We start from the raw sequence: 20,730 nt of genomic DNA, 5'->3' as shown, positions 1-20,730 counted from the left end.
TATACGATCAAACAAAATGGTGAAATTTAATTCGCCGATCAAAGACACCGGATTTATTTATTAATTCAGATAATTCCGTTCCATTTTCTGGCTCAGCAGCCGTCAGCCCCAATCAATATCGGACGTATGCCGCCTATTCCTTGCCATCCCGTCGCAATGGCGATATTCAGGTTTCAAACTGTCATTAACTTGCAATGCCGGGCCCCGCGACTTATCTCCGGCTTGCAAACAGGCGAGATGAGACGACGCCATGAATGAAATGATCACCATTGCCGAGGCATCTGCCGACGCAATGTCGGAAATGCAGATTGATCCCACCCTTGATCTGGAAGCTGAGATTCAGCGCCTGAAAAAGGAAAAGAACGCGATCATTCTGGCCCATTACTATCAGGATGGGGAAATTCAGGACCTTGCCGACTTTGTTGGCGATAGCCTGGACCTGTCGCGCAAGGCGGCCGAAACCGATGCAGATGTCATCGTGTTCTGTGGCGTGCGCTTCATGGCTGAGGTTGCCAAAATCCTCAGCCCGAACAAGACTGTTTTGCTGCCGGATTCCAAGGCCGGTTGCTCGCTCGAAGATTCGTGTCAGCCCGAACCGTTCCGCAAATTCCGCGAACAGCACCCGGATCACGTATCGATCACCTATATCAACTGCTCGGCCGAGGTGAAGGCAGCGTCTGATATTATTGTGACCTCGTCGAATGCGGCCGAGATCATTGATCAGATCCCGCTCGACAAGCCGATCCTTTGGGCGCCTGACCGCCACCTTGGTTCCTATCTTGCCAAGAAAACCGGTCGCGACATGACGCTTTGGAACGGCTCGTGCATTGTGCATGAACAGTTTTCCGAACGTGAACTGATCCGCCTGAAAACCCAGAACCCGGATGCCAAGATCGCAGCCCACCCGGAATGCCATGACGGTATTCTCAAACATGCCGATCACATCGGCTCGACCCGTGCGATCCTGGAATATGTGATTAACGGCCCGGATCAGAAATACCTGATCGCGACCGAACCCCACATCATCCACCAGATGGAAAAAGCAGCCCCGCACAAGGAATTCATTCCGGTGCCGGGTGCGGACGGGTCATGTGCGTGCAATAACTGCCCGTTCATGGAACTCAATACGCTTGAAAAGCTGTATCTGTGCCTGGTCAATAACGGCCCGCAGATCGTCATGCCCGAAGACCTGCGCGTCGCAGCGGTCAAGCCGCTTGAACGCATGCTGGAAATGTCAAAGAACATTCCGGTCAAAAAGGACGACGCGGCGTAAGCCAGCCAACCTCACAGCCCCGCAAAATTTGCGGGGCTGTTTGCCATCCCCCATCAGAATTCAAAGCAGCCCGCCATCATGACCGTCCTGACCCAAGCCGAAATCGCGGAATTCATTGATCGTTCCTTTGCCGAGGATATCGGCACGGGTGACATCACATCGGACAATGTCATCCCCGCCGATGCGCGCCTGCGCGTTGCGCTTGAAACCCGCGAGGATATCGTTGTGGCCGGGCTTGATATCGCCCTTGATTGTTTCCGCAAGCTGGTCCCGGATGCGAAGATCGAAAAGCACTGCGAAGATGGGGATGCGATTGCGGCCAAAGACGTTCTGGCCGTGGTCGAAGGCAATGCGCGCGGCATCCTGACGGCTGAACGTACAGCCCTTAATACGCTGCAACACCTGTCTGGCATTGCCACCACCACGCGCAGCTATGTCGCGGCGATGGGCGAAACAAACGCCAAACTGCTTGATACCCGCAAGACACTGCCGGGCTGGCGCAAACTGGAAAAATACGCAACCCGCATGGGCGGGGCGCAGAACCACCGCATGGGTCTTTATGACGGGGTGATGATCAAGGACAACCACATTGGCGTTGTCGGATCGATCACCAAATGCGTCGAGGCCGCCCGGGCCGCCAACCTGCCCAAGATCGAGGTTGAATGTGACACCCTTGATCAGGTCAAAGAAGCCACCGAAGCTGGCGCAGACATCATCCTGCTCGATAATATGGGTCCGGATATGTTGCGCGAAGCGGTTGCCATTGTCGCTGGTCGCTGCAAGACTGAGGCATCCGGGGGTGTAAACCTTCAGACCATCGGTGCAATTGCCGCAACCGGGGTCGATTATGTGTCCGTCGGGCGGATTACCCAATCCGCACCGGCCGTTGATATTGGACTTGATGTCGCAATCCTGTGAGGCCCCATGCGCGCAAGCAGTCATAGCACCACAGACCCAGCCTTGATCAAGGTGATCGAAACCGCCAACTGGATCTTGCGCGACGGCGAAAACATCCTGTCGGTCCGCAGCCACGGCCGTGACCGGTTCTATTTGCCCGGTGGCAAGATTGATCCCGGCGAAACCGCGCGCGAAGCCATCAAACGCGAAATCAAGGAAGAACTCGGCGTCGATCTGATCCCCGGCACGCTCCGCCAGTTGGGCACGTTTGCCGGACAGGGCCACAACCTGCCCGAAGGGTCGATTGTGCGCATGACCTGTTTTACCGGCTATTATTGCGGAACCCTTGCGCCTGAACGCGAGATCGCCGAACTCAGGTGGCTATCGCCACGAGAACGCCACCTGATGGCCCCGATGGGGCAAAAGATCACTGCGGCCCTTTTCGATATTTGATCCCCCGATCAACGCTACGTTGCCAACCGGCAGCACCTTGTAGTTGCAACCTTCGCGACAAATGTTCTTTTTATGTTCTATTCTTTTGTGGTAAGCATGATTTGCGATTTTGCACAAGGGGATCAGAACATGACGCAGGACAAAGGGGCATTGTTTCGGGCGCTTCACGAAGAACCCGGTGCATTCATCATTCCCAATCCATGGGATATCGGAACAGCCCGAATTCTTGCCGCACTCGGCTTTCGCGCCTTGGCAACGACAAGTGCGGGCATGGCCTTTTCCCTTGGCGTTGCAGAGGGCAAGACATCACCCGAAAATACGTTCAAGCATTGCCAGGCACTGGTTTCGGCCACGCCACTTCCCGTCACGGCCGATCTTGAAAAAGGGATGGGCGATAGTCCGGAAAGCTCGGCTGAAACGATTTCGGTCGCAGCGTCAATCGGCCTGGCGGGCTGTTCGCTTGAAGATCACACAGGGGACCGGGCAAACCCGGTCTATGATTTTTCGCTTGCTGTTGAACGCATTCAGGCTGCTGTCGAAGCCCGATCAACCTTGCCGCATGATTTTGTTCTGACCGCGCGGTGCGAGAACTTCCTGTGGGGACGCCCAGACCTTGACGACACGATCAAGCGCCTTCAAGCCTTTGAAAAGGCGGGGGCGGATGTTCTTTATGCGCCGGGCTTATATGATCTTGAAACGATCCGCACGGTTTGTTCATCGCTGAGCAAGCCGGTGAATGTCGTTATGGGCATGCCCGGAAACACCTTCAGCCTGACTGAACTGGCGGACGCGGGCGCAAAAAGGATCAGCGTCGGATCAGCACTTGCCCGCCTTGCCTATGGCGCCTTTGTCAAAGCATCGCGTGAAATGATCGATACCGGCACATTCGGATTTTCCGACCAGGCCATGGGTTTTGCCGAGCTTGAGGAATTTTTCACCGGACAAAACCACAAGGCCCAATAGCAACAGGCAGATTGAAACAGCAGATGGAACACACGCCCTAGCGCGGTGCATCCCCGTCAGGACTGCCGCCTGCATCTGGAATTTCACGGCTAGGCGCATCGCGATCGCGCGAAACATCCTTGGTCGCAGACGGTGGTGCGGCTTTTTGATCCGCCCCGCTATCGTCGGTGCCTGAGGATGTATGTTCTGCTTTGTCTTCTGACGTTTCGGGTTCCTCAGGCTCGGCCTTCTCGATCTTTTTCGGAGCCCCCTTGCCAGCGTCGCGGATGGCGTCGGTCAGCTTATCGATATCGCGCAGGTTCAGATCACGCTGCGGGAACGGAATTTCGATGCCTTCATCACGGAAGCGCTGGACAAGTTCAAAGCGGATCGAGCTTGCGACCGCAATCACATCGCCAATATCGCGCAGGAAATAGCGCAGTTCGAAATCAAGCGAGCTGGCCCCGAAATCCATGAACACAACCTGTGGTGCCGGATAGGTCAAAATCTCGCGGCGCTTGTCGGCCATTTCCAACAGGATCTCGCGAACCTTGTCGACATCCGATCCATAAGACACACCAATTTTGATGATGCCGCGCCCCGAACGTTCCTTAAGCGTCCAGTTCAGAACCCGGTTGGAAATCAGTTCGGAGTTGGGGATGACAACCGAAGACCGGTCAAAGGTTTCGATCTCGGTCGCGCGCACCCGGATGTCCTTTACAAAGCCCTGATCGGCGCCAACGACGATCCAGTCACCAACCTTGATCGGGCGTTCGACCAAAAGGATCAGACCCGACACAAAGTTGTTCACAATGCTTTGCATGCCAAAACCGATACCAACCGAAATGGCACCGGCGATGATGGCAAGATTGGACAAATCAAGCCCGGCGGCCGAAACCGCAAGCAATATGGCAAGACAGATCCCGGCATAGCCAAAGATCGCCGAAACCGAATGTTGCAGCCCCTGATCAAGCTTGGTGTTGGGCAGCACCCGCGTGCTCAACATGCGCTGGAAGAAGCGCATCACCGCCAACACGATGACAAACATCAAGGCCGCCAGCATGATGGAGCGCAGCGAGAAATGAATGCCGCCGACCTGAATGCCGATAAAGGCCTGCTGGACGGCCAGAATAAGATCAGCCCAGGCAATATCGGTAAAGATCATCACCGCGACCGGCACGGCGATGGAAAACATCACCACATCGATCAGAACCCGCAGCCAAAAATACAATGTGCCATGCACCGCATCGCTGACATTGCTGTCCTCGCTGCTTTCCGGACGCACCAGATAGGTATGCATCAAAGCCCGGCAATAACCGCGCAGCAGCCAGTAACAGGTCAGAAACGCCAGCGCCATCATCAGGTTTTCAAGGATGAAGCGTGCCAGGGCAACGTAACCCAGCAACATCAGCACCGGCATCATGATCGCGATGACTTTCAGGCCACGGCGCGACCGGCGTTCGATCTTTGACCAGATTTCGTGACGGTCGCGTTCGTCGTGCTGCCAGAACACACCGAGTGAACTGACAAACAGCAAAACCGAAATCACCAGCACGTTCGAGATGCTTTGCACAAGCGCGATATCAAGCGACGTTCCAAGCGTCGTCGCGCCCTGCAACAGCACCATGTCAAAGGCAAAAATCACCGCCACTGCCAGCGAACAGAACCCGACAACCCGCGCCCCCCTTGGCGTTGTACCCGAGCGTCGTAATGTGGGCGCAAACGGTGAATGCACACTGCGCACCGCAGCCCCGACAAACAACAGAAACAAGGCAGCCGCAAAGCATTGCAGAACAAAATCACCCATCGCACCGCTCAGAAGCGCATCGCGCGATTCAAGTATTCCATAGGCGATCAACAGAGCAATGCCCGGCACCAAGGCGGTAAACAGGAACCGCGTTCCCGATATCAGTGATACGCGGTCTTCATCCGGCACAGTGTTCCAACGCGCAGGCATATAGCGCAGCACGACCACCTCGCCACCAATCAGGGCGGCGATCACGATGAAGGTCAGGAAAACCAGACCCGGGGCCACTTCGGACAGCTGATCGGCGACGTCCCCTTCGAGTTCAAGGTTGGAATAGCGCGCCTGCACCATGCTGGGCAGCTTGACGATTTCGCGCCAGGCTTCAAACCAGACAACCGGATCAAACGGCACATCCACCCGGCCCAGAACACGCCGGGTAAAGCGTTCGCGCGCCAGGCCAGACAACTGGTCAGACAGCTCGCTTGCGCGGAAATTGACCAGTTCAAGCTGTTTGAGCACACCGCCAACACGCGCGATGTCCTGTCCAATACGATCTCGTTCACGGGCGACCTCGGGGACTTCTTCCTCGCCCTCTGCCGGGGGCTCGCCAAGTTTGCCACGGGCGGCCTCAAACCGCTGCAAACGTTCATCGGCCCGACCGCGCAGCTCGTTAATCGCAAGCTGGATGGTTTCGATCCGGTCGCGGCCATCGGAGATCACGCGCCCGGAAATTTCTTCGCCGGAAATCGATTCTTCAATCTCATCAAGCGTCGCTTCCCAGTCCGCAATGCGGTTCTGGGCATTTTCCAGTTCGATCTTCTGCACAGAGTCAGGGCGTGGTTCGTTGGGCTGTGCTGCCAAACCGAAAGAAACCGTCATTGCAAACAGACAGATTGCAAGACTTGCGATTACCTGACGAACTGATGTCATGCCTGATGATCCATATTGATGCCCGAAGCGCTGCCCGGCTTCCGTTTCTTGAGTGTTTTTCGCGTTTTGTAAACAGGTTGGCCTGATACTTGGTCACAGAACCGAACCCTACACTGAGAACAGTAACGAATCATCTAACGTTTCGTTCCGTTGTCATTGTGACGTGATGATGACCCCATCCCTGACCTGCATGAACGCAGTCAGCCAAGGAGCCCTGCGATGAGCAAAACCGCGCTGATCAATGCCTTTGAAATTGCCCCGGATGGCACCGCACAACCGGTTGGATGGGACGCCCTGCAATCGGGCCTGCCGCCGATTGCCGAGGGAAATTATCTTTGGGTGCATCTGGACTGGATGGGCGACGGGGTGCGCGACTGGCTGATCACGGTTGCCGGGATTGATGCGACAATCACCGATACGCTTTCGACCCGCGGCACGCGTCCAGCGGTGTTTTTCTATGATCCGGGCTATTCGCTTAATCTGCGCGGGGTGAACCTGAACGCGGAAAATGATCCGGCCGATATGATTTCGGTGCGTTTCTGGGTCACAAACAACATGGTGATCACGCTGCGCAACCAGCCGCTCAAGGCGTTTGATGACATGCGGGCCGCCATTGCCGACCACAAGGCCCCTAACAGCGTTGATGATTTCGTTCTGACCGTGGCCGAAAGGCTTGCCTTTCGGGTCGAGAATGTCGTGCGCGGCATGGAAGAAGATGTCGAGGCGATCGAAGACGATCAGGAAACCGTGGCCGAGGGCAAAACCCTTGCGCTGCGCAAACGTGGATCGGACATTCGCCATCGGCTGTCGCGCCTGCGCCGGCATCTGGGACCGCAACGCGATGCGCTGGCGCACTATGTCGAACAGAAACCGGTCTGGTCTGACAAGCGGTTCAAACGGCGCGCCCGCGCACTGACCGATAAAACCGTCCGTCTGGTCGAGGAATTTGATTCCCTGCGCGAACGCATTCAGATCGTGAATGAAAACCTGATGGCGCTTGAAAGCGAACAGATGAACCGCACGATGTATTGGCTTACGGTGATTGCCGGTCTATTCCTGCCGATCAGTTTCGTCACCGGCCTTCTGGGGATCAATGTCGGCGGCGTTCCGGCAACGGACAGCCCTTATGGCTTCCTTGGGGTGTCGATCATTCTGGCGGTGATTACCGCGTTTGAAATCTGGCTGTTTAAAAAGATGCGCCTGATCTGATGGCAGCAATGCAAACCGTCTTGTTGCAATGCGATGCAACTTGGAGCTATGACAATCTCACAGTCCTAATTCCTTTCACTGCATTCGAGATTTGTTGATGACCGACGGACCGCTTTCACGTTACCGCGCGAAAATCACCGCTGGTGAGCTGTCCCACGATCCGATGCAGGAACTCTGTGCGGAAAAACTCCAAAGCCTAAAAAATGCGCTGATCAACTACGAGCCGGCGACAGGCACAGGTGGCTGGCGCGAAAGGTTTGGCCTGACCCGTCGGCGCGATGAACCGACCCCGCCATCTGGACTTTACATTTATGGCGAGGTTGGTCGCGGCAAATCCATGTTGATGGATCTGTTCTATGAAACCATCGACATTGAAAAAAAGCGTCGCGTTCATTTCCATGACTTCATGCAGGATGTGCATGAACGCATGCACCGTTATCGCCAGACCAAGAAAAAGGACGATGCCGATCCGATCCCGCCGATTGCCAAGGACCTTGCAAACGATGCCTGGTTGCTGTGCTTTGACGAGATGCAGGTAACCGACATCACCGATGCCATGATCCTCGGCCGCCTGTTTGAACAGTTGTTTGATCATGGCGTCGTGATTGTCACCACATCGAACCGCGTGCCGGATGACCTGTATAAGGATGGCCTGCAACGCCAGAACTTCCTGCCCTTCATCGACATGATCAAGCAGAAGCTTGATGTGCTGGAACTGGCGAGCCCCACCGATTACCGCATGCGCAATCTGACGGCCGCCGAGGTATTCCTGTATCCGATATCCCGCGAACAGGCATCCAAGCGGATTGACGAGATGTTTGCCACCCTGACCGAAGGCGCACGCGTCGCGCCCGACAGCCTGACCGTCAAGGGACGCAAGATCGAAATCAGTGCTGCCGGTGCCGGGGTTGCCAAGTTCAGCTTTGAAGAACTCTGTACCCGTCCGTTGGGACCGGGGGATTACATCGCGCTTGCGACGCACTTCCACACCATCGTCATCGACTTCATCCCGAAACTGCCGGACTCGCGCCGCGACTGGGCCAAACGGTTCGGGACCCTTGTTGATGCGATGTACGAACACAAAACCAAGCTGATCTGTGCGATTGAGTGTGACCCGACCGAGATCTACACCGACGGTGATTACTCATTCGAATTCCAGCGCACGGTGTCGCGCATGACCGAAATGCGCAGTCAGGAATATCTCGATATGGCGCACCTGACCTGAAGGCTTTCAGAACGGCGGGACGGCTGATCAAAACGGTCGTTTTGATCGCAGCTTTGACCTACCTTTTTCGGACGACCTGCCAGCGATAGCGCAGCCTGTGGAAAACGACTCCATCCGGGTCACTTTAAAATCGTCGCAATTATTCGCCATATGAGCGCTTATCATCGCGCGATTCTTGCGTTTGACGCAGGGGAAACGATGCTTCACGCAAAAATCGTCATATATTGGATTTCACGTCCCCGTCCCGACCGCATGGCTGATGGCCGTTTCCTGCAATGCTGCGCCAGTGTAATCCTGTTCATACGCACGAATTCGCAGCAAAGGGGCGCACTGCCTTTCATTTAGGCAGGCCGCAATCGTAAACCAGCTTTGGTTTTGCTGCGCATTAGCCCGTGTTCGCATCTGCAACGTGAATGGTTTTTAAGCGTTTAGACCATAGTTGCAATAAACCGCGAAGCGGCGGTTTTCCTCGTAAAAACAGTGGGGTTTCCCCTTGTCATTCGTGGCGATTCAGTTTACGACACTCGGTGTTTACGAACGATTATTTCGCGTTCGCAGGTTTAAATTTTCAATCGCGCTCCCAAGTTGAGTTTCGACCCCCAGGAAGCGCAATAGGGAAGAAGGTAACGGAATGGCCCGCAACAAGATCGCGCTCGTCGGTGCCGGCAATATTGGTGGCACGCTTGCTCACCTCGTCGGTCTCAAAGAGCTTGGCGACGTCGTCCTTTTCGACATCGTTGATGGCATGCCACAGGGCAAGTCGCTCGACATTGCTGAATCCTCCCCCGTCGACATGTTTGATGCCGACCTCAAGGGTACCAGTGACTACAAAGACATCGCAGGCGCTGATGTCGTCATCGTCACCGCCGGTGTTGCTCGCAAGCCGGGCATGAGCCGCGATGACCTGATTGGTATCAACACCAAAGTCATGACCCAGGTTGGTCAGGGCATCAAGGAACACGCTCCGAACGCATTCGTCATCGTCATTACCAACCCGCTTGATGCGATGGTTTGGGTGATGCAGCAGGCAACCGGCTTCGATCCGAAGAAAGTTGTCGGCATGGCTGGCGTTCTGGACTCTGCACGCTTCCGTTACTTCCTCGCAGAAGAATTCAACGTCTCGGTCAAAGACGTTACCGCCTTTGTCCTTGGCGGCCACGGCGATACCATGGTCCCGTCGATCCGTTATTCGACCGTTGCCGGTATCCCGGTTCCGGATCTGATCAAAATGGGCTGGACCACGCAGGAAAAGATCGACGAGATCGTGCAGCGCACCCGTGACGGTGGCGCCGAAATCGTTGCCCTGCTCAAAACCGGTTCTGCTTTCTACGCCCCGGCTGCTTCGGCAATCGCGATGGCGGAAAGCTACCTCAAAGACCAGAAGCGCGTCATGCCGGTTGCTGCTTACCTGAGCGGCGAATACGGTGTTGACGGTCTTTATGTTGGTGTCCCGGTTGTTCTGGGTGCCAACGGTGTAGAACGCATCGTCGAGATCAATCTTGATGAGTCCGAAAAAGCAAACTTCGACAATTCCGTGAACGCTGTTCGCGGCCTCGTCGAAGCTGCAAAGGGCATGCTCTAAGAACGCGAAACGGGCTGGTCAGTGACCGGCCCGTTTTTCAATCATTGTTGTTATTCAAACTTCAATGATCGCGGCCTCTTAACAAAGTCCCTCCCGCTCGTTACAGGGACATTGAAATCCAGATTTCTGACCCACCGGAAATCGTACGGAAGGCAAGAAAGCGACCGAACATGAATATTCATGAGTACCAGGCGAAAGAAATTCTTCGCAAATACGGTGTGACCGTGCCGAACGGCAAGGTTGCATATACCGCTCAGGAAGCCATCGAAGCTGCCCAGTCCCAGGCTGGCCCGGTTTACGTGGTAAAATCCCAGATCCATGCAGGTGGCCGCGGTAAAGGCACCTTCAAGGAAGCCAAGGCAGGTGACAAAGGCGGCGTTCGCGTCGTCAAGAGCCCGGAAGAAGTCGGCACCAATGCCGAACAGATGCTCGGCTCCACGCTGGTTACCCACCAGACCGGCCCGGATGGCAAAGAAGTCAAACGCGTTTACATCGAAGAAGGCTGCGATATCGCACGCGAACTGTATCTTTCGGTTCTCGTCGACCGCGCCTGCTCGCGCGTGATCTTCATGGCGTCGACCGAAGGCGGCATGGACATTGAAGAAGTTGCAGAAGCAACCCCGGAAAAGATCGTCACTGTCGAGATCGATCCGGCGGCTGGTTTCTCTGGCTTCCACGGTCGCAAACTGGCGTTTGCACTCGGCCTCGAAGGCAAGCAGGTTTCCAAAGCTGTCAAATTCATGACCGCGATGTACCAGTGCTTCCTCGATACCGATGCTGCCATGGTTGAAATCAACCCGCTGGTTGTTACCGGCGACGGCGACATCATTGCGCTTGATTGCAAAATGAACTTCGACGACAACGCGCTGTTCCGTCATCCGGACATCGAAGAGCTGCGTGACGAAGACGAAGAAAACCCGGCCGAACTCGAAGCTGCAAAACACAGCCTCAACTACATCAAGCTCGATGGCACCATCGGCTGCATGGTCAACGGCGCAGGCCTTGCCATGGCAACCATGGACATCATCAAGCTTTATGGTGGCGCACCGGCTAACTTCCTTGACGTTGGTGGCGGCGCAACCAAAGAACGCGTGACCACTGCCTTCAAGCTGATCCTGTCGGATCCGAATGTCGAAGGCATCTTGGTCAACATCTTTGGTGGCATCATGCGTTGTGACGTGATTGCAGACGGCGTTGTGGCAGCAGCCCGCGAAGTCAGCCTGAACGTCCCGCTGGTCGTTCGCCTTGAAGGTACCAATGTCGAACTTGGCAAGAAGATCCTCGAAGAATCGGGTCTGCCGATTGTTTCGGCTGACAACCTTGCCGATGCCGCCGAGAAGGTGGTCAAAGCTGTGAAGGAGGCCGCGTAACTATGGCTGTTCTCGTCGATAAAAACACCAAAGTTATCTGCCAGGGTTTCACTGGTTCGCAGGGTACTTTCCACAGCGAACAGGCACTGGCATACGGCACCAAAATGGTTGGCGGTGTTACCCCGGGTAAAGGCGGAACCAAGCACCTTGACCTGCCGGTTTTCAACACTGTTGAAGAAGCGGTACATGTCACCGGCGCAAATGCCTCGGTTATCTATGTTCCGCCGCCCTTCGCAGCAGACGCAATCCTTGAAGCCATCGACGCCAAAGTCGAACTGGCTGTCTGCATTACCGAAGGTATTCCGGTTGCTGACATGGTCCGCGTCAAGCGCGCGCTCGACGGTTCGTCGACCCGCCTGATCGGCCCGAACTGCCCGGGTATCATTACCCCGGACGAATGCAAGATCGGCATCATGCCGGGTCACATTCACCGCCGCGGTAAAATCGGTATCGTTTCGCGTTCCGGTACGCTCACCTACGAAGCAGTTGCACAGACCACGGCCGCTGGCCTTGGTCAGTCGACCTGTATCGGTATTGGTGGTGACCCGGTCAACGGCACCAACTTCATCGACTGCCTCGACCTGTTCCTGAAGGATCCGGAAACCGAAGGCATCATCATGATCGGTGAGATCGGCGGCTCGGCCGAGGAAGAAGCATGTGAATTCCTGCAGGCTTCCAAAGTCAAGAAACCGGTTGCCGGCTTCATCGCCGGTGTTACCGCACCTCCGGGTAAACGCATGGGCCATGCCGGTGCGATCATTTCCGGTGGCAAAGGTACGGCCGATGCGAAAATGGAAGCCATGCGCAGTGCTGGCGTTCTTGTTGCCGATTCCCCGGCAAGCCTCGGCTCGACCATGCTGAAGGCTTTGAAGGGCTAATCTGGGTAGTCAGAGGAAAGGCAAGGGGGGGCGTGGTCCTTCTTGGGGACCATGCCTTCCAAGACCACAAATGAAACCTCAAGATCTCGACACGATTCTGAACGAGTCGAACGCAACCTACATCGCTGAACTTTATGCCCGGTATCTGGAAAGCCCGTCTGCGGTTGACCAGAGCTGGGCTGAGTTTTTTGACGGGTTGCAGGACGACGCCTCCGAAATCCTCGCAGAAATGCGCGGGCCGAGCTGGCAGCCACGGGAAACCAAGGTTGTTGGCGGCATGGAGGGATACGACGTCTCACAGGGGCATGCCGAACGCCCGGCCCAGATGGGCTATGCACCGGCACCTCATGCAGCACCCACGGCTGGTCAGGTAAATTCTGATGCCATCCGCGCTGCCGCCAATGATTCCATTCGCGCTCTGATGCTGATCCGCTCCTTCCGGGTACGCGGCCATCTTGAAGCGAACCTGGATCCGCTGGGCCTGGCACCGCGTGAACCGCATCCGGAACTTGATCCGAAGACCTATGGCTTTACCGAAGCCGACATGGATCGTCCGATCTTCATCGCCAATGTTCTTGGCCTTGAAACCGCGACCATCCGTCAGATCGTCTCGCTGGCACGCAAAACCTATTGCGGGTCGATCGGTATCGAATTCATGCATATCCAGGAACCTGAACAGAAATCCTGGATTCAGCAGCGTATCGAAAGCATCGGCAACCAGACGCAGTTCACCACCCGTGGCAAGGAAGCCATCCTTGAGCGCCTGATCGAAGCCGAAGGTTTCGAAAACTATCTTCACACCAAATATGTCGGCACCAAGCGTTTCGGTATTGATGGTGGCGAAGCCCTGATGCCAGCACTCGAACAGATCCTCAAACGTGGTAGCCAGCTTGGCATCCGCGAGGTTGTGTTCGGCATGCCGCACCGTGGTCGTCTTAACGTTCTTGCCAACGTCATGAGCAAGCCGTTCCAGGCGATCTTCTCGGAATTCATGGGCAACCCGTCCAAGCCGGACGACGTGATGGGCTCGGGTGACGTTAAATATCACCTTGGTACCTCCGCCGACCGCGAGTTTGACGGCAACGTTGTTCACCTGTCGCTGACGGCAAACCCGTCGCACCTCGAAGCAGTGAACACGGTTGTTCTTGGTAAGGTCCGCGCCAAGCAGGCCCAGCGCAAAGACACCAATCGCGAGCAGGTTATGGGTATCCTCCTGCACGGTGATGCGGCCTTTGCCGGTCAGGGTCTTGTGGCGGAAACCTTCGATCTGTCGCACCTCAAAGGCTATCGTACCGGCGGTACGATCCACTTTGTGGTCAACAACCAGATCGGTTTCACGACCAAACCGACCGATTCCCGTTCTTCGCCTTATTGCTCGGACATTGCCAAGGTCGTTCAGGCTCCGATCCTGCACGTCAATGGCGACGATCCCGAAGCTGTGGTTCATGCGGCGCGCATCGCGACCGAATTCCGTCAGGAATTCAAGCAGGACGTCGTTATCGACATGTTCTGCTATCGCCGCTTTGGTCACAACGAAAGCGACGAGCCGGCATTCACCCAGCCAAAGATGTATGACGTGATCGGCAAACACCCGACCACCAAAGACATCTATGCCCAGCAGCTGGTCAAGGAAGGTCTTCTGAGCGAAGAACGCATCAAGGAACTGGACAAGTCGTTCCAGGACTACCTTGATGAAGAGTTCAAGGCATCCGAAAACTACCGTCCGAACAAAGCTGACTGGCTTGAAGGCAAATGGTCGGGTCTTGCGTCCTCTCATGGTGACGATGCTGACTGGATCGGTAAAACCGGCGTTGAAAACGACCTGCTGCAGGAAGTCGGCCGCGCACTTTCGACCCCGCCGAGTGACTTTGACATCAACCGCAAAATCCTTCGTCAGTTGAAGGCCAAAGCGAAGATGTTCGAAACCGGCGAAGGTATTGATTGGGCAACCGCCGAGGCCCTGGCATTCGGGACCCTGATGTGCGAAGGCACACCTGTTCGTCTGTCGGGTCAGGATTGCCAGCGTGGTACGTTCTCGCAGCGTCATGCCAAGCTGATCGATCAGACCACCGAAGCAAAATACACCCCGCTCAACAACATCCGTACCGGTCAGGCCGAGCTTGAAGTTCTCAACTCGCCCCTGTCCGAAGCAGGTGTTCTTGGCTTTGAATACGGCATCACCCTTGCAGAACCGCATTCGCTGGTTCTCTGGGAAGCCCAGTTCGGTGATTTTGCCAACGGTGCACAGGTCATCATTGACCAGTTCATCAGCTCGGGCGAAGCCAAATGGCTGCGTATGTCGGGTCTGGTGATGCTGCTGCCGCACGGTTACGAAGGCCAGGGTCCGGAACACAGTTCCGCACGTCTGGAACGTTACCTGCAGCTTTGTGGTGAAAATAACATGCAGGTGGCGAACTGTACGACGCCGGCAAACTATTACCACATCCTGCGCCGTCAGATCCGTCGCTCGTTCCGTAAGCCGCTGATCCTGATGACGCCGAAATCGCTTCTGCGTCACAAACAGTGCGTGTCGAACCTGTCCGACTTTGCGACGGGCACGACATTCCTGCCTGTGATCAGCGAAACCGCTAAGCTGGTTGACGACAAGAAGGTCAAACGCGTCGTTCTGTCGTCGGGCAAGGTCTATTACGATCTGCTTGCTGAACGCGAAAACCGTGGCATCGAAGATGTTGCGCTTGTGCGTGTCGAACAGCTTTATCCGTGGCCGGAAAAAGAACTGGCAACGGAACTGGCCAAATACCCGAATGCTGATGTCGTCTGGTGTCAGGAAGAATCGGAAAACATGGGTTCCTGGTTCTTCGTTGATCGCCGGATCGAGGCAACGCTTGCCAGCATCAAGCACAAGGCAGGTCGTCCTGTTTATGTCGGTCGCGCAGCATCTGCTTCGCCGGCAACGGGCCTTCTGAAAGCCCACCTGCGCGAGCAGGCTGAGCTGGTCGACGCGGCACTTAGCGTAAAATAACTTTACCGGACGGGCGAGAAATCGCCCGTCCGCCACGTTCATTTAGATTTCATTCGTATGCTGGCAGACCCACACTGCCTGATTGAAAAAACGGTCGAGGAAAAAATGGCGACTGAAGTTAAAGTTCCCGCACTGGGCGAGTCTGTATCTGAAGCCACGGTGGCAAAATGGTACAAAAAAGTCGGTGACGCTGTTGCAGCCGATGAACCAATTGTCGAACTTGAGACCGACAAGGTCACCGTCGAAGTCAACTCCCCGGTTGCTGGCGCAATTGCCGAGCTGGTCGTTGGTGAAGGCGACGAAGTTGAAGTTGGCGCGCTGATCGCGCACATCAACGAAGGTGCCGAAGGCGCCGCTGCTTCTGATGAACCGGCCAAGGAAGAAGCCCCGGCCGCGAAGAAAGAAGAAGCTCCGGCCAAGAAAGAAGGGCCGAAAGCAGCCCCGGCTGCTGCACCGGCAGAAACGACCGCGTCAAACAGCGATCATCCGCTGGCACCGGCCGTTCGCAAACTGGTCGAAGACAAGAACCTTGATCCGTCCAAAATCCCGGCAACGGGCAAAGACGGCCGCCTGACCAAGGGCGACGTTCTGAACTTCCTTGAAGGCGGCGGATCTGCTTCGCGCGCTGCTGCCCCGGCTCCGAGCGCCCCGGCAGCTCCGAAACCGGAACGTGAACTGCGTGACGGTGAAGAGCGTGTCAAAATGTCCAAGCTGCGCCAGACCATTGCGCGCCGTTTGAAAGAAGCCCAAAACACTGCGGCCATGCTGACCACTTATAACGAAGTGGATATGACCAACCTTCTGGCTTGCCGTAACAAGTACAAAGACGGTTTCGAGAAGAAACACGGTGTGAAGCTTGGCTTCATGTCCTTCTTCATCAAGGCCTGCACCACGGCGCTCAAAGAATGGCCGGCTGTCAATGCCGAGATCGATGGCAACAGCTTCATCTATAAAAACTACTGCGATATCGGCGTTGCCGTTGGTACCCCACAGGGTCTGGTTGTTCCGGTCATCCGTTCGGCAGAGGAAAAAACCTTTGCGGATCTGGAAAGCACCATTGTCGATTTCGGCAAGCGTGCACGTGACGGCAAACTGGGCATGGATGAAATGACCGGCGGATCGTTCACCATCTCCAACGGCGGTGTCTTTGGTTCCCTTCTGTCATCCCCGATCCTGAACGCGCCGCAGTCCGGTATTCTTGGCATGCACAAGACCCAGATGCGTCCGGTCGCAATCGACGGCAAAGTCGAAATTCGTCCGATGATGTATCTCGCGCTTTCCTATGACCACCGTATCATTGACGGCCGCGAAGCCGTTTCCTTCCTGGTACGTGTCAAGGAATGCATCGAGAACCCGGAACGCATTCTGCTCGATATCTGATCAGACAAAAGGATCAAAGAACTCATGAGTGAGAACTACGACGTTGTCGTGATCGGTGGCGGTCCTGGCGGTTATGTTTGCGCCATCCGCGCCGCACAGCTTGGCCTTAAAGTCGCCTGCGTTGAAAAACGCGGCGCACTTGGCGGTACCTGCCTCAATGTAGGCTGCATTCCGTCCAAGGCCCTGCTGCATTCCTCGCACCTGTTCGAAGAAGCGACCGAGCATTTCGATACCCACGGCATCGAAGTCTCCAAGCCGAAGGTCAACATCGAAAAGATGATGGCCCGCAAGGACAAGGTCGTTGACAGCAATGTCAAAGGCATCGAGTTCCTGTTCAAGAAGAACAAGGTTACCTATGTCAAAGGTGCCGGCGAAATCACTTCGCCGACCTCGGTCAAGGTTGCCCTTCTGGATGGCGGCGAAGAAACCCTGAATGCCAAGAACATCGTCATCGCGACGGGTTCGGAAGTCACCCCGCTGCCGAGTGTCGAAATTGACGAAGAAAAAATCGTCTCTTCGACCGGCGCACTGGTTCTTCCGAAAGTGCCGAAAAAGATGGTCGTGATTGGCGCTGGCGTGATCGGTCTGGAACTGGGTTCCGTCTGGCGTCGTCTGGGTGCCGAAGTCACCGTTGTTGAATATCTTGACCGCATTCTGCCGGGCATGGATGGCGAGCTGGTCAAACAAACCCAGCGCATCTTTGCCAAGCAGGGTCTTGAATTCAAACTCGGTCACAAGGTTACCGGTGCCAAGACCACCAAGTCTGGCGTGACCCTGACGGTTGAACCGTCCAAGGGCGGCGATGCAGAAGAACTCAAAGCCGATGTGGTTCTGGTTGCCATTGGTCGTCGTCCGTACACCAAAGGCCTTGGTCTCGACGCTGTCGGCGTTGAACTCGACGATCGTGGTCGTGTCAAAACCGACGAGCATTTCCAGACCAATGTTGGCGGCATCTTTGCGATTGGCGATACCATCGTCGGTCCGATGCTGGCCCACAAGGCTGAGGAAGACGGCGTTGCCCTGGCAGAAATGCTGGCCGGTGAAGAAGGCCATGTCGATTACGGCAAAGTCCCGGGTGTTGTTTACACCTGGCCGGAAGTTGCCGCTGTTGGCAAAACCGAAGAGCAGCTGAAGGAAGAAGGCGCAGACTACAAAGTCGGCAAATTCCCCTTCACCGCAAACGGTCGCGCCAAGGCAATGGAAAGCACCGAGGGCTTTGTCAAAATCCTCGAAGACAAGAAAACGCACCGTGTTGTCGGCGCGCATATTGTCGGCCCGGCTGCGGGCGATCTGATTGCCGAAGTGGTTCTGGCGATGGAATACGGCGCTTCTGCCGAAGACATCGCACGCACCTGCCACGCCCACCCTGCCCTTGGCGAGTCCGTCAAGGAAGCGGCACTGGACGCGGACAAACGCGCAATCCACATGTAATTGATCAGTTCTCTGATCTGCAAACGGCCGTCCCATTCACTTGGGGCGGCCGTTTTGTTTTGACCTGCAGAAACGCCTAAGTCCCTAAATTTTATGTGGTTTGTGGAATTGTCAGACTTTTGGCAGGTGACGCTGGGGGTCTTTGGGGATTAGTATGACAAAACCTGTTTACTGGCCCGGAGAATGAAAATGGTGCTGTCTGTTGGCGTTGTTGCCCACGACCGTCGCAAACGCGAAATGGCTGACTGGCTGGAAAAACACAAGGATGTATTCGCCAATATGCGCATCTTTGCCACCGGCACCACCGGGCGTGTGTTGCAGGAAAGGTTTACCGAACTTGATGTACATCCGCTTAAAAGCGGCCCGTTTGGCGGCGATCAGCAATTGGGATCGATGATTGCGCACGGCGAATTGCAAGCCATGTTCTTTTTCACTGACCCGATGACACCCCAGCCCCACGATGTCGACGTCCGTGCCCTGATCCGGCTGGCCAACATGTATGAAGTGCCGATTGCCTGCAATCAAAGCACGGCGGACCTTTTGATCAGCAATCCGAGGTTCGAGGAAATCTGCGAACAATATCGCGACCATTCCCCCGAACAGGTCTTTGCCGATTACAGCAACCGCAAGGTTTAGCCGCCACCCCACTCGGCCCAACAAGACGTTTTCTGCGCCGGAGCGCCCCACCCGCCATGCAGCTCGCCTATGATGTCATCGCCGCGATCTTTCCGATCTTTGCCGCCATTCTGGTTGGTGCGGCCTTAAAGCATTTCCTGATCAAAACCGCCGATATCTGGGCCGGGATTGATCGGCTGACCTATTATCTGTTGCTGCCATCGCTTCTGATCGTCGAGATTTATCGCGCCGATTTTTCCAGCGGCCATGCCGGCACTGCCGTCGGTGTCACCCTTGCCGCAACACTGGGGCTGTCTGCGGCCCTGCTTTTACTGCGTCCGGTGATCACGCGGGACACGCCGCTTTTCACATCCATCTTTCAGGGCTCGGTACGTTACAACAGTTATGTCCTGTTGGCGGTCGCCGATGCGCTTTACGGGGCGGAAGGATTGGCGCTTGCCATCATCTTTGTTGCGGTGATGGTGATTGCCACAAACATGCTGGGTGTTGTGGTTCTAAGCGCCTTTAGCAGTGGCAAAAGCAACCTTAAACGGATCATCGCAGGCGTTCTGAAAAACCCGATCATTATTGCCGCCGGGGCCGGCGCCATCCTGAATGTGAGTAATATTCACGTTCCGTTGCCAATTGAAAATACCGCCGCCCTGTTCAAGACAGCCGCCCTGCCGCTCAGCCTACTTTCGGTCGGTGCGGGTTTGCGCTTTGTGATGGATAAAAAGGCCGTGGGCGCGATTGCCCTTGCCACCACCATCAAGCTTGCTGTTTTGCCGGTTATTACCGGCGTCTGCCTGTATCTTGCCGGTGTCGATGGCATGGTTCTGGCGATGGGGGTTCTTTATGCCGGCATGCCGTGTGCGGGCAATGCCTATATCCTGGCGCGCCAACTCAATGGCGACCCGGAGGCAATGGCATCGATCATCACGCTGGAGACGTTACTCTCCGCCTTCAGCGTCGCTGTCATCGCCGCTGTATTGAGCATCAATTGAGCTTGCATGCGCGGCGTATTCGCCGACGTAACCGCACGCTTCGAGCCCGGGGCGCATCAGTTCTGGCGGCGGTGCGTCGACAATCACCGGATCACGGTCGGCATGGAACGGAACGATGATCTGGCGCGATAGCAACATCAGGGTCGGCGGCGCACCAAAGACCGGCGGCTCATCGCCACGGCCATAAAACGGATCGCCAATCACCGGGTGCCCGACATGATCAAGATGCACACGCAGCTGATGGGTCCGCCCGGTGTGCGGGACAAGCTCCAGCCAGGTAATGTCCTTGCCATCTGCATCCTTGCCACGGCCCAGCACGGTATATTCAGTTTTTGACGGCTGACCATCTTCATGCACCAGCATTGTCCAGCCGCTTTCATCATTGATCTTGCCAATCGGCGCATCAATAAAGCCGTGATCATCTTCCATCGCACCACGGACCACCGCCCAATAGGACTTGCCGATTTTCTTTTCGGTGAACAGGCGGGTGATCTTTTTTGACGATTTCGGATGACGGCACAGCAACAGACAGCCCGCCGTATCACGGTCGAGGCGGTGTGCGAGTGTCGGTTCCGGCTGAATACCAAATTTCAGATCCGGCAGATAGGCATCAACATGAAAATAGGTTTTCGGCCCACCATGCGAGGCCAGCCCGGGCGGCTTGTTCAGAACAATGATGTTGGAATCGCGGTGCAGAACATGCGCGATCAGGTCGTCTGCAATCGGATGGGGCATGGCGTGGCCTTTCATTTCGGGTCTTGGCCCGTGAGCCCCTGCTTACCCCATCAGACCTTTGCGGGCAATGATCATG

General features: G+C 55.8%; 16 protein-coding genes. 14 read left to right on the top strand and 2 right to left on the bottom strand.

From position 1 onward, the window contains the following. The first annotated feature begins 250 nt into the window (after positions 1 to 250). The 4 genes from nadA (at position 251) to TH2_RS07180 (ending at position 3,586) form a co-directional block, all read left to right on the top strand. Positions 251 to 1,273 carry a quinolinate synthase NadA gene (gene nadA / locus TH2_RS07195; RefSeq protein WP_008889748.1) on the top strand — a complete coding sequence of 341 codons (1,023 nt, stop codon included), beginning with the start codon at positions 251 to 253 and terminating at the stop codon, positions 1,271 to 1,273. Between the two features lie 78 nt (positions 1,274 to 1,351). Further along, positions 1,352 to 2,191, top strand: a complete 840-nt coding sequence (gene nadC / locus TH2_RS07190) for a carboxylating nicotinate-nucleotide diphosphorylase (RefSeq protein WP_008889747.1) — start codon at positions 1,352 to 1,354, stop codon at positions 2,189 to 2,191. A 6-nt stretch (positions 2,192 to 2,197) separates the two neighbouring features. Continuing rightward, positions 2,198 to 2,623 (top strand): NUDIX hydrolase, encoded by a 426-nt coding sequence (locus tag TH2_RS07185; RefSeq protein WP_051007597.1) that lies wholly within the window; start codon positions 2,198 to 2,200, stop codon positions 2,621 to 2,623. 129 nt (positions 2,624 to 2,752) lie between these two features. Then, the gene (locus TH2_RS07180; RefSeq protein ID WP_040823163.1) at positions 2,753 to 3,586 is read left to right on the top strand and encodes an isocitrate lyase/PEP mutase family protein; all 834 of its coding nucleotides are present in this window, start codon (positions 2,753 to 2,755) and stop codon (positions 3,584 to 3,586) included. Between the two features lie 37 nt (positions 3,587 to 3,623). On the opposite strand, the gene TH2_RS07175 is transcribed toward TH2_RS07180, so the two are convergent. Further along, the gene (locus TH2_RS07175; RefSeq protein WP_008889744.1) at positions 3,624 to 6,242 is read right to left on the bottom strand and encodes a DUF3772 domain-containing protein; all 2,619 of its coding nucleotides are present in this window, start codon (positions 6,240 to 6,242) and stop codon (positions 3,624 to 3,626) included. A 219-nt stretch (positions 6,243 to 6,461) separates the two neighbouring features. Here TH2_RS07175 and TH2_RS07170 point away from each other — a divergent pair, with 219 nt between their 5' ends. The 10 genes from TH2_RS07170 to TH2_RS07125 all read left to right on the top strand — a co-directional run bounded on the left by TH2_RS07170 (position 6,462) and on the right by TH2_RS07125 (position 19,919). Continuing rightward, a complete protein-coding gene (locus tag TH2_RS07170) occupies positions 6,462 to 7,451 on the top strand; it encodes a CorA family divalent cation transporter (protein WP_008889743.1) in 990 nt (329 codons plus the stop codon). 97 nt (positions 7,452 to 7,548) lie between these two features. Next, the gene (gene zapE, locus TH2_RS07165; RefSeq protein ID WP_008889742.1) at positions 7,549 to 8,676 is read left to right on the top strand and encodes a cell division protein ZapE; all 1,128 of its coding nucleotides are present in this window, start codon (positions 7,549 to 7,551) and stop codon (positions 8,674 to 8,676) included. A 631-nt stretch (positions 8,677 to 9,307) separates the two neighbouring features. Then, positions 9,308 to 10,258: a malate dehydrogenase gene (mdh, locus tag TH2_RS07160; RefSeq protein ID WP_008889741.1), complete on the top strand. Its 951-nt coding sequence runs from the start codon at positions 9,308 to 9,310 to the stop codon at positions 10,256 to 10,258. A 140-nt stretch (positions 10,259 to 10,398) separates the two neighbouring features. Beyond that, positions 10,399 to 11,628 (top strand): ADP-forming succinate--CoA ligase subunit beta, encoded by a 1,230-nt coding sequence (gene sucC / locus TH2_RS07155; protein ID WP_255356213.1) that lies wholly within the window; start codon positions 10,399 to 10,401, stop codon positions 11,626 to 11,628. Positions 11,629 to 11,630: 2 nt separating this feature from the next. Further along, positions 11,631 to 12,506: a succinate--CoA ligase subunit alpha gene (gene sucD, locus TH2_RS07150; protein ID WP_008889739.1), complete on the top strand. Its 876-nt coding sequence runs from the start codon at positions 11,631 to 11,633 to the stop codon at positions 12,504 to 12,506. A gap of 70 nt (positions 12,507 to 12,576) precedes the next feature. Further along, positions 12,577 to 15,489, top strand: a complete 2,913-nt coding sequence (locus tag TH2_RS07145) for a 2-oxoglutarate dehydrogenase E1 component (protein ID WP_008889738.1) — start codon at positions 12,577 to 12,579, stop codon at positions 15,487 to 15,489. Positions 15,490 to 15,594: 105 nt separating this feature from the next. Then, complete coding sequence (odhB, locus tag TH2_RS07140) at positions 15,595 to 16,869, top strand: 2-oxoglutarate dehydrogenase complex dihydrolipoyllysine-residue succinyltransferase (protein ID WP_040823157.1); 1,275 nt, start codon at positions 15,595 to 15,597, stop codon at positions 16,867 to 16,869. Between the two features lie 24 nt (positions 16,870 to 16,893). Beyond that, entirely contained in the window at positions 16,894 to 18,300 is a 1,407-nt protein-coding gene (gene lpdA / locus TH2_RS07135; protein WP_008889736.1) for a dihydrolipoyl dehydrogenase, read from the top strand. 189 nt (positions 18,301 to 18,489) lie between these two features. Further along, a complete protein-coding gene (locus tag TH2_RS07130; protein ID WP_008889735.1) occupies positions 18,490 to 18,936 on the top strand; it encodes a methylglyoxal synthase in 447 nt (148 codons plus the stop codon). 56 nt (positions 18,937 to 18,992) lie between these two features. Beyond that, on the top strand, positions 18,993 to 19,919 hold the full coding sequence (locus tag TH2_RS07125; protein WP_008889734.1) for an AEC family transporter: 927 nt from the start codon (positions 18,993 to 18,995) through the stop codon (positions 19,917 to 19,919). Here TH2_RS07125 and TH2_RS07120 read toward each other — a convergent pair. Then, positions 19,866 to 20,654, bottom strand: a complete 789-nt coding sequence (locus TH2_RS07120; RefSeq protein ID WP_040823155.1) for an RluA family pseudouridine synthase — start codon at positions 20,652 to 20,654, stop codon at positions 19,866 to 19,868. The two genes, TH2_RS07125 and TH2_RS07120, sit on opposite strands and share 54 nt — an antisense overlap. Between the last annotated feature and the right edge of the window lie 76 nt (positions 20,655 to 20,730).

This window comes from Thalassospira profundimaris WP0211 (assembly GCF_000300275.1).
In the GTDB taxonomy this organism is placed as follows: domain Bacteria; phylum Pseudomonadota; class Alphaproteobacteria; order Rhodospirillales; family Thalassospiraceae; genus Thalassospira; species Thalassospira profundimaris.
Note: the sequence above shows the minus strand (reverse complement) of the source record. Positions and strands in the feature narration are given on the sequence as shown.

What these genes read in the sequence shown, in the direction of transcription:
- nadA (WP_008889748.1), top strand. Translation starts at nt 251, where the DNA reads ATGAATGAAATGATCACCATTGCCGAGGCATCTGCCGACGCAATGTCG.
- nadC (WP_008889747.1), top strand. Translation starts at nt 1,352, where the DNA reads ATGACCGTCCTGACCCAAGCCGAAATCGCGGAATTCATTGATCGTTCC.
- TH2_RS07185 (WP_051007597.1), top strand. Translation starts at nt 2,198, where the DNA reads ATGCGCGCAAGCAGTCATAGCACCACAGACCCAGCCTTGATCAAGGTG.
- TH2_RS07180 (WP_040823163.1), top strand. Translation starts at nt 2,753, where the DNA reads ATGACGCAGGACAAAGGGGCATTGTTTCGGGCGCTTCACGAAGAACCC.
- TH2_RS07175 (WP_008889744.1), bottom strand. Translation starts at nt 6,242, where the DNA reads ATGACATCAGTTCGTCAGGTAATCGCAAGTCTTGCAATCTGTCTGTTT.
- TH2_RS07170 (WP_008889743.1), top strand. Translation starts at nt 6,462, where the DNA reads ATGAGCAAAACCGCGCTGATCAATGCCTTTGAAATTGCCCCGGATGGC.
- zapE (WP_008889742.1), top strand. Translation starts at nt 7,549, where the DNA reads ATGACCGACGGACCGCTTTCACGTTACCGCGCGAAAATCACCGCTGGT.
- mdh (WP_008889741.1), top strand. Translation starts at nt 9,308, where the DNA reads ATGGCCCGCAACAAGATCGCGCTCGTCGGTGCCGGCAATATTGGTGGC.
- sucD (WP_008889739.1), top strand. Translation starts at nt 11,631, where the DNA reads ATGGCTGTTCTCGTCGATAAAAACACCAAAGTTATCTGCCAGGGTTTC.
- TH2_RS07145 (WP_008889738.1), top strand. Translation starts at nt 12,577, where the DNA reads ATGAAACCTCAAGATCTCGACACGATTCTGAACGAGTCGAACGCAACC.
- odhB (WP_040823157.1), top strand. Translation starts at nt 15,595, where the DNA reads ATGGCGACTGAAGTTAAAGTTCCCGCACTGGGCGAGTCTGTATCTGAA.
- lpdA (WP_008889736.1), top strand. Translation starts at nt 16,894, where the DNA reads ATGAGTGAGAACTACGACGTTGTCGTGATCGGTGGCGGTCCTGGCGGT.
- TH2_RS07130 (WP_008889735.1), top strand. Translation starts at nt 18,490, where the DNA reads ATGGTGCTGTCTGTTGGCGTTGTTGCCCACGACCGTCGCAAACGCGAA.
- TH2_RS07125 (WP_008889734.1), top strand. Translation starts at nt 18,993, where the DNA reads ATGCAGCTCGCCTATGATGTCATCGCCGCGATCTTTCCGATCTTTGCC.
- TH2_RS07120 (WP_040823155.1), bottom strand. Translation starts at nt 20,654, where the DNA reads ATGCCCCATCCGATTGCAGACGACCTGATCGCGCATGTTCTGCACCGC.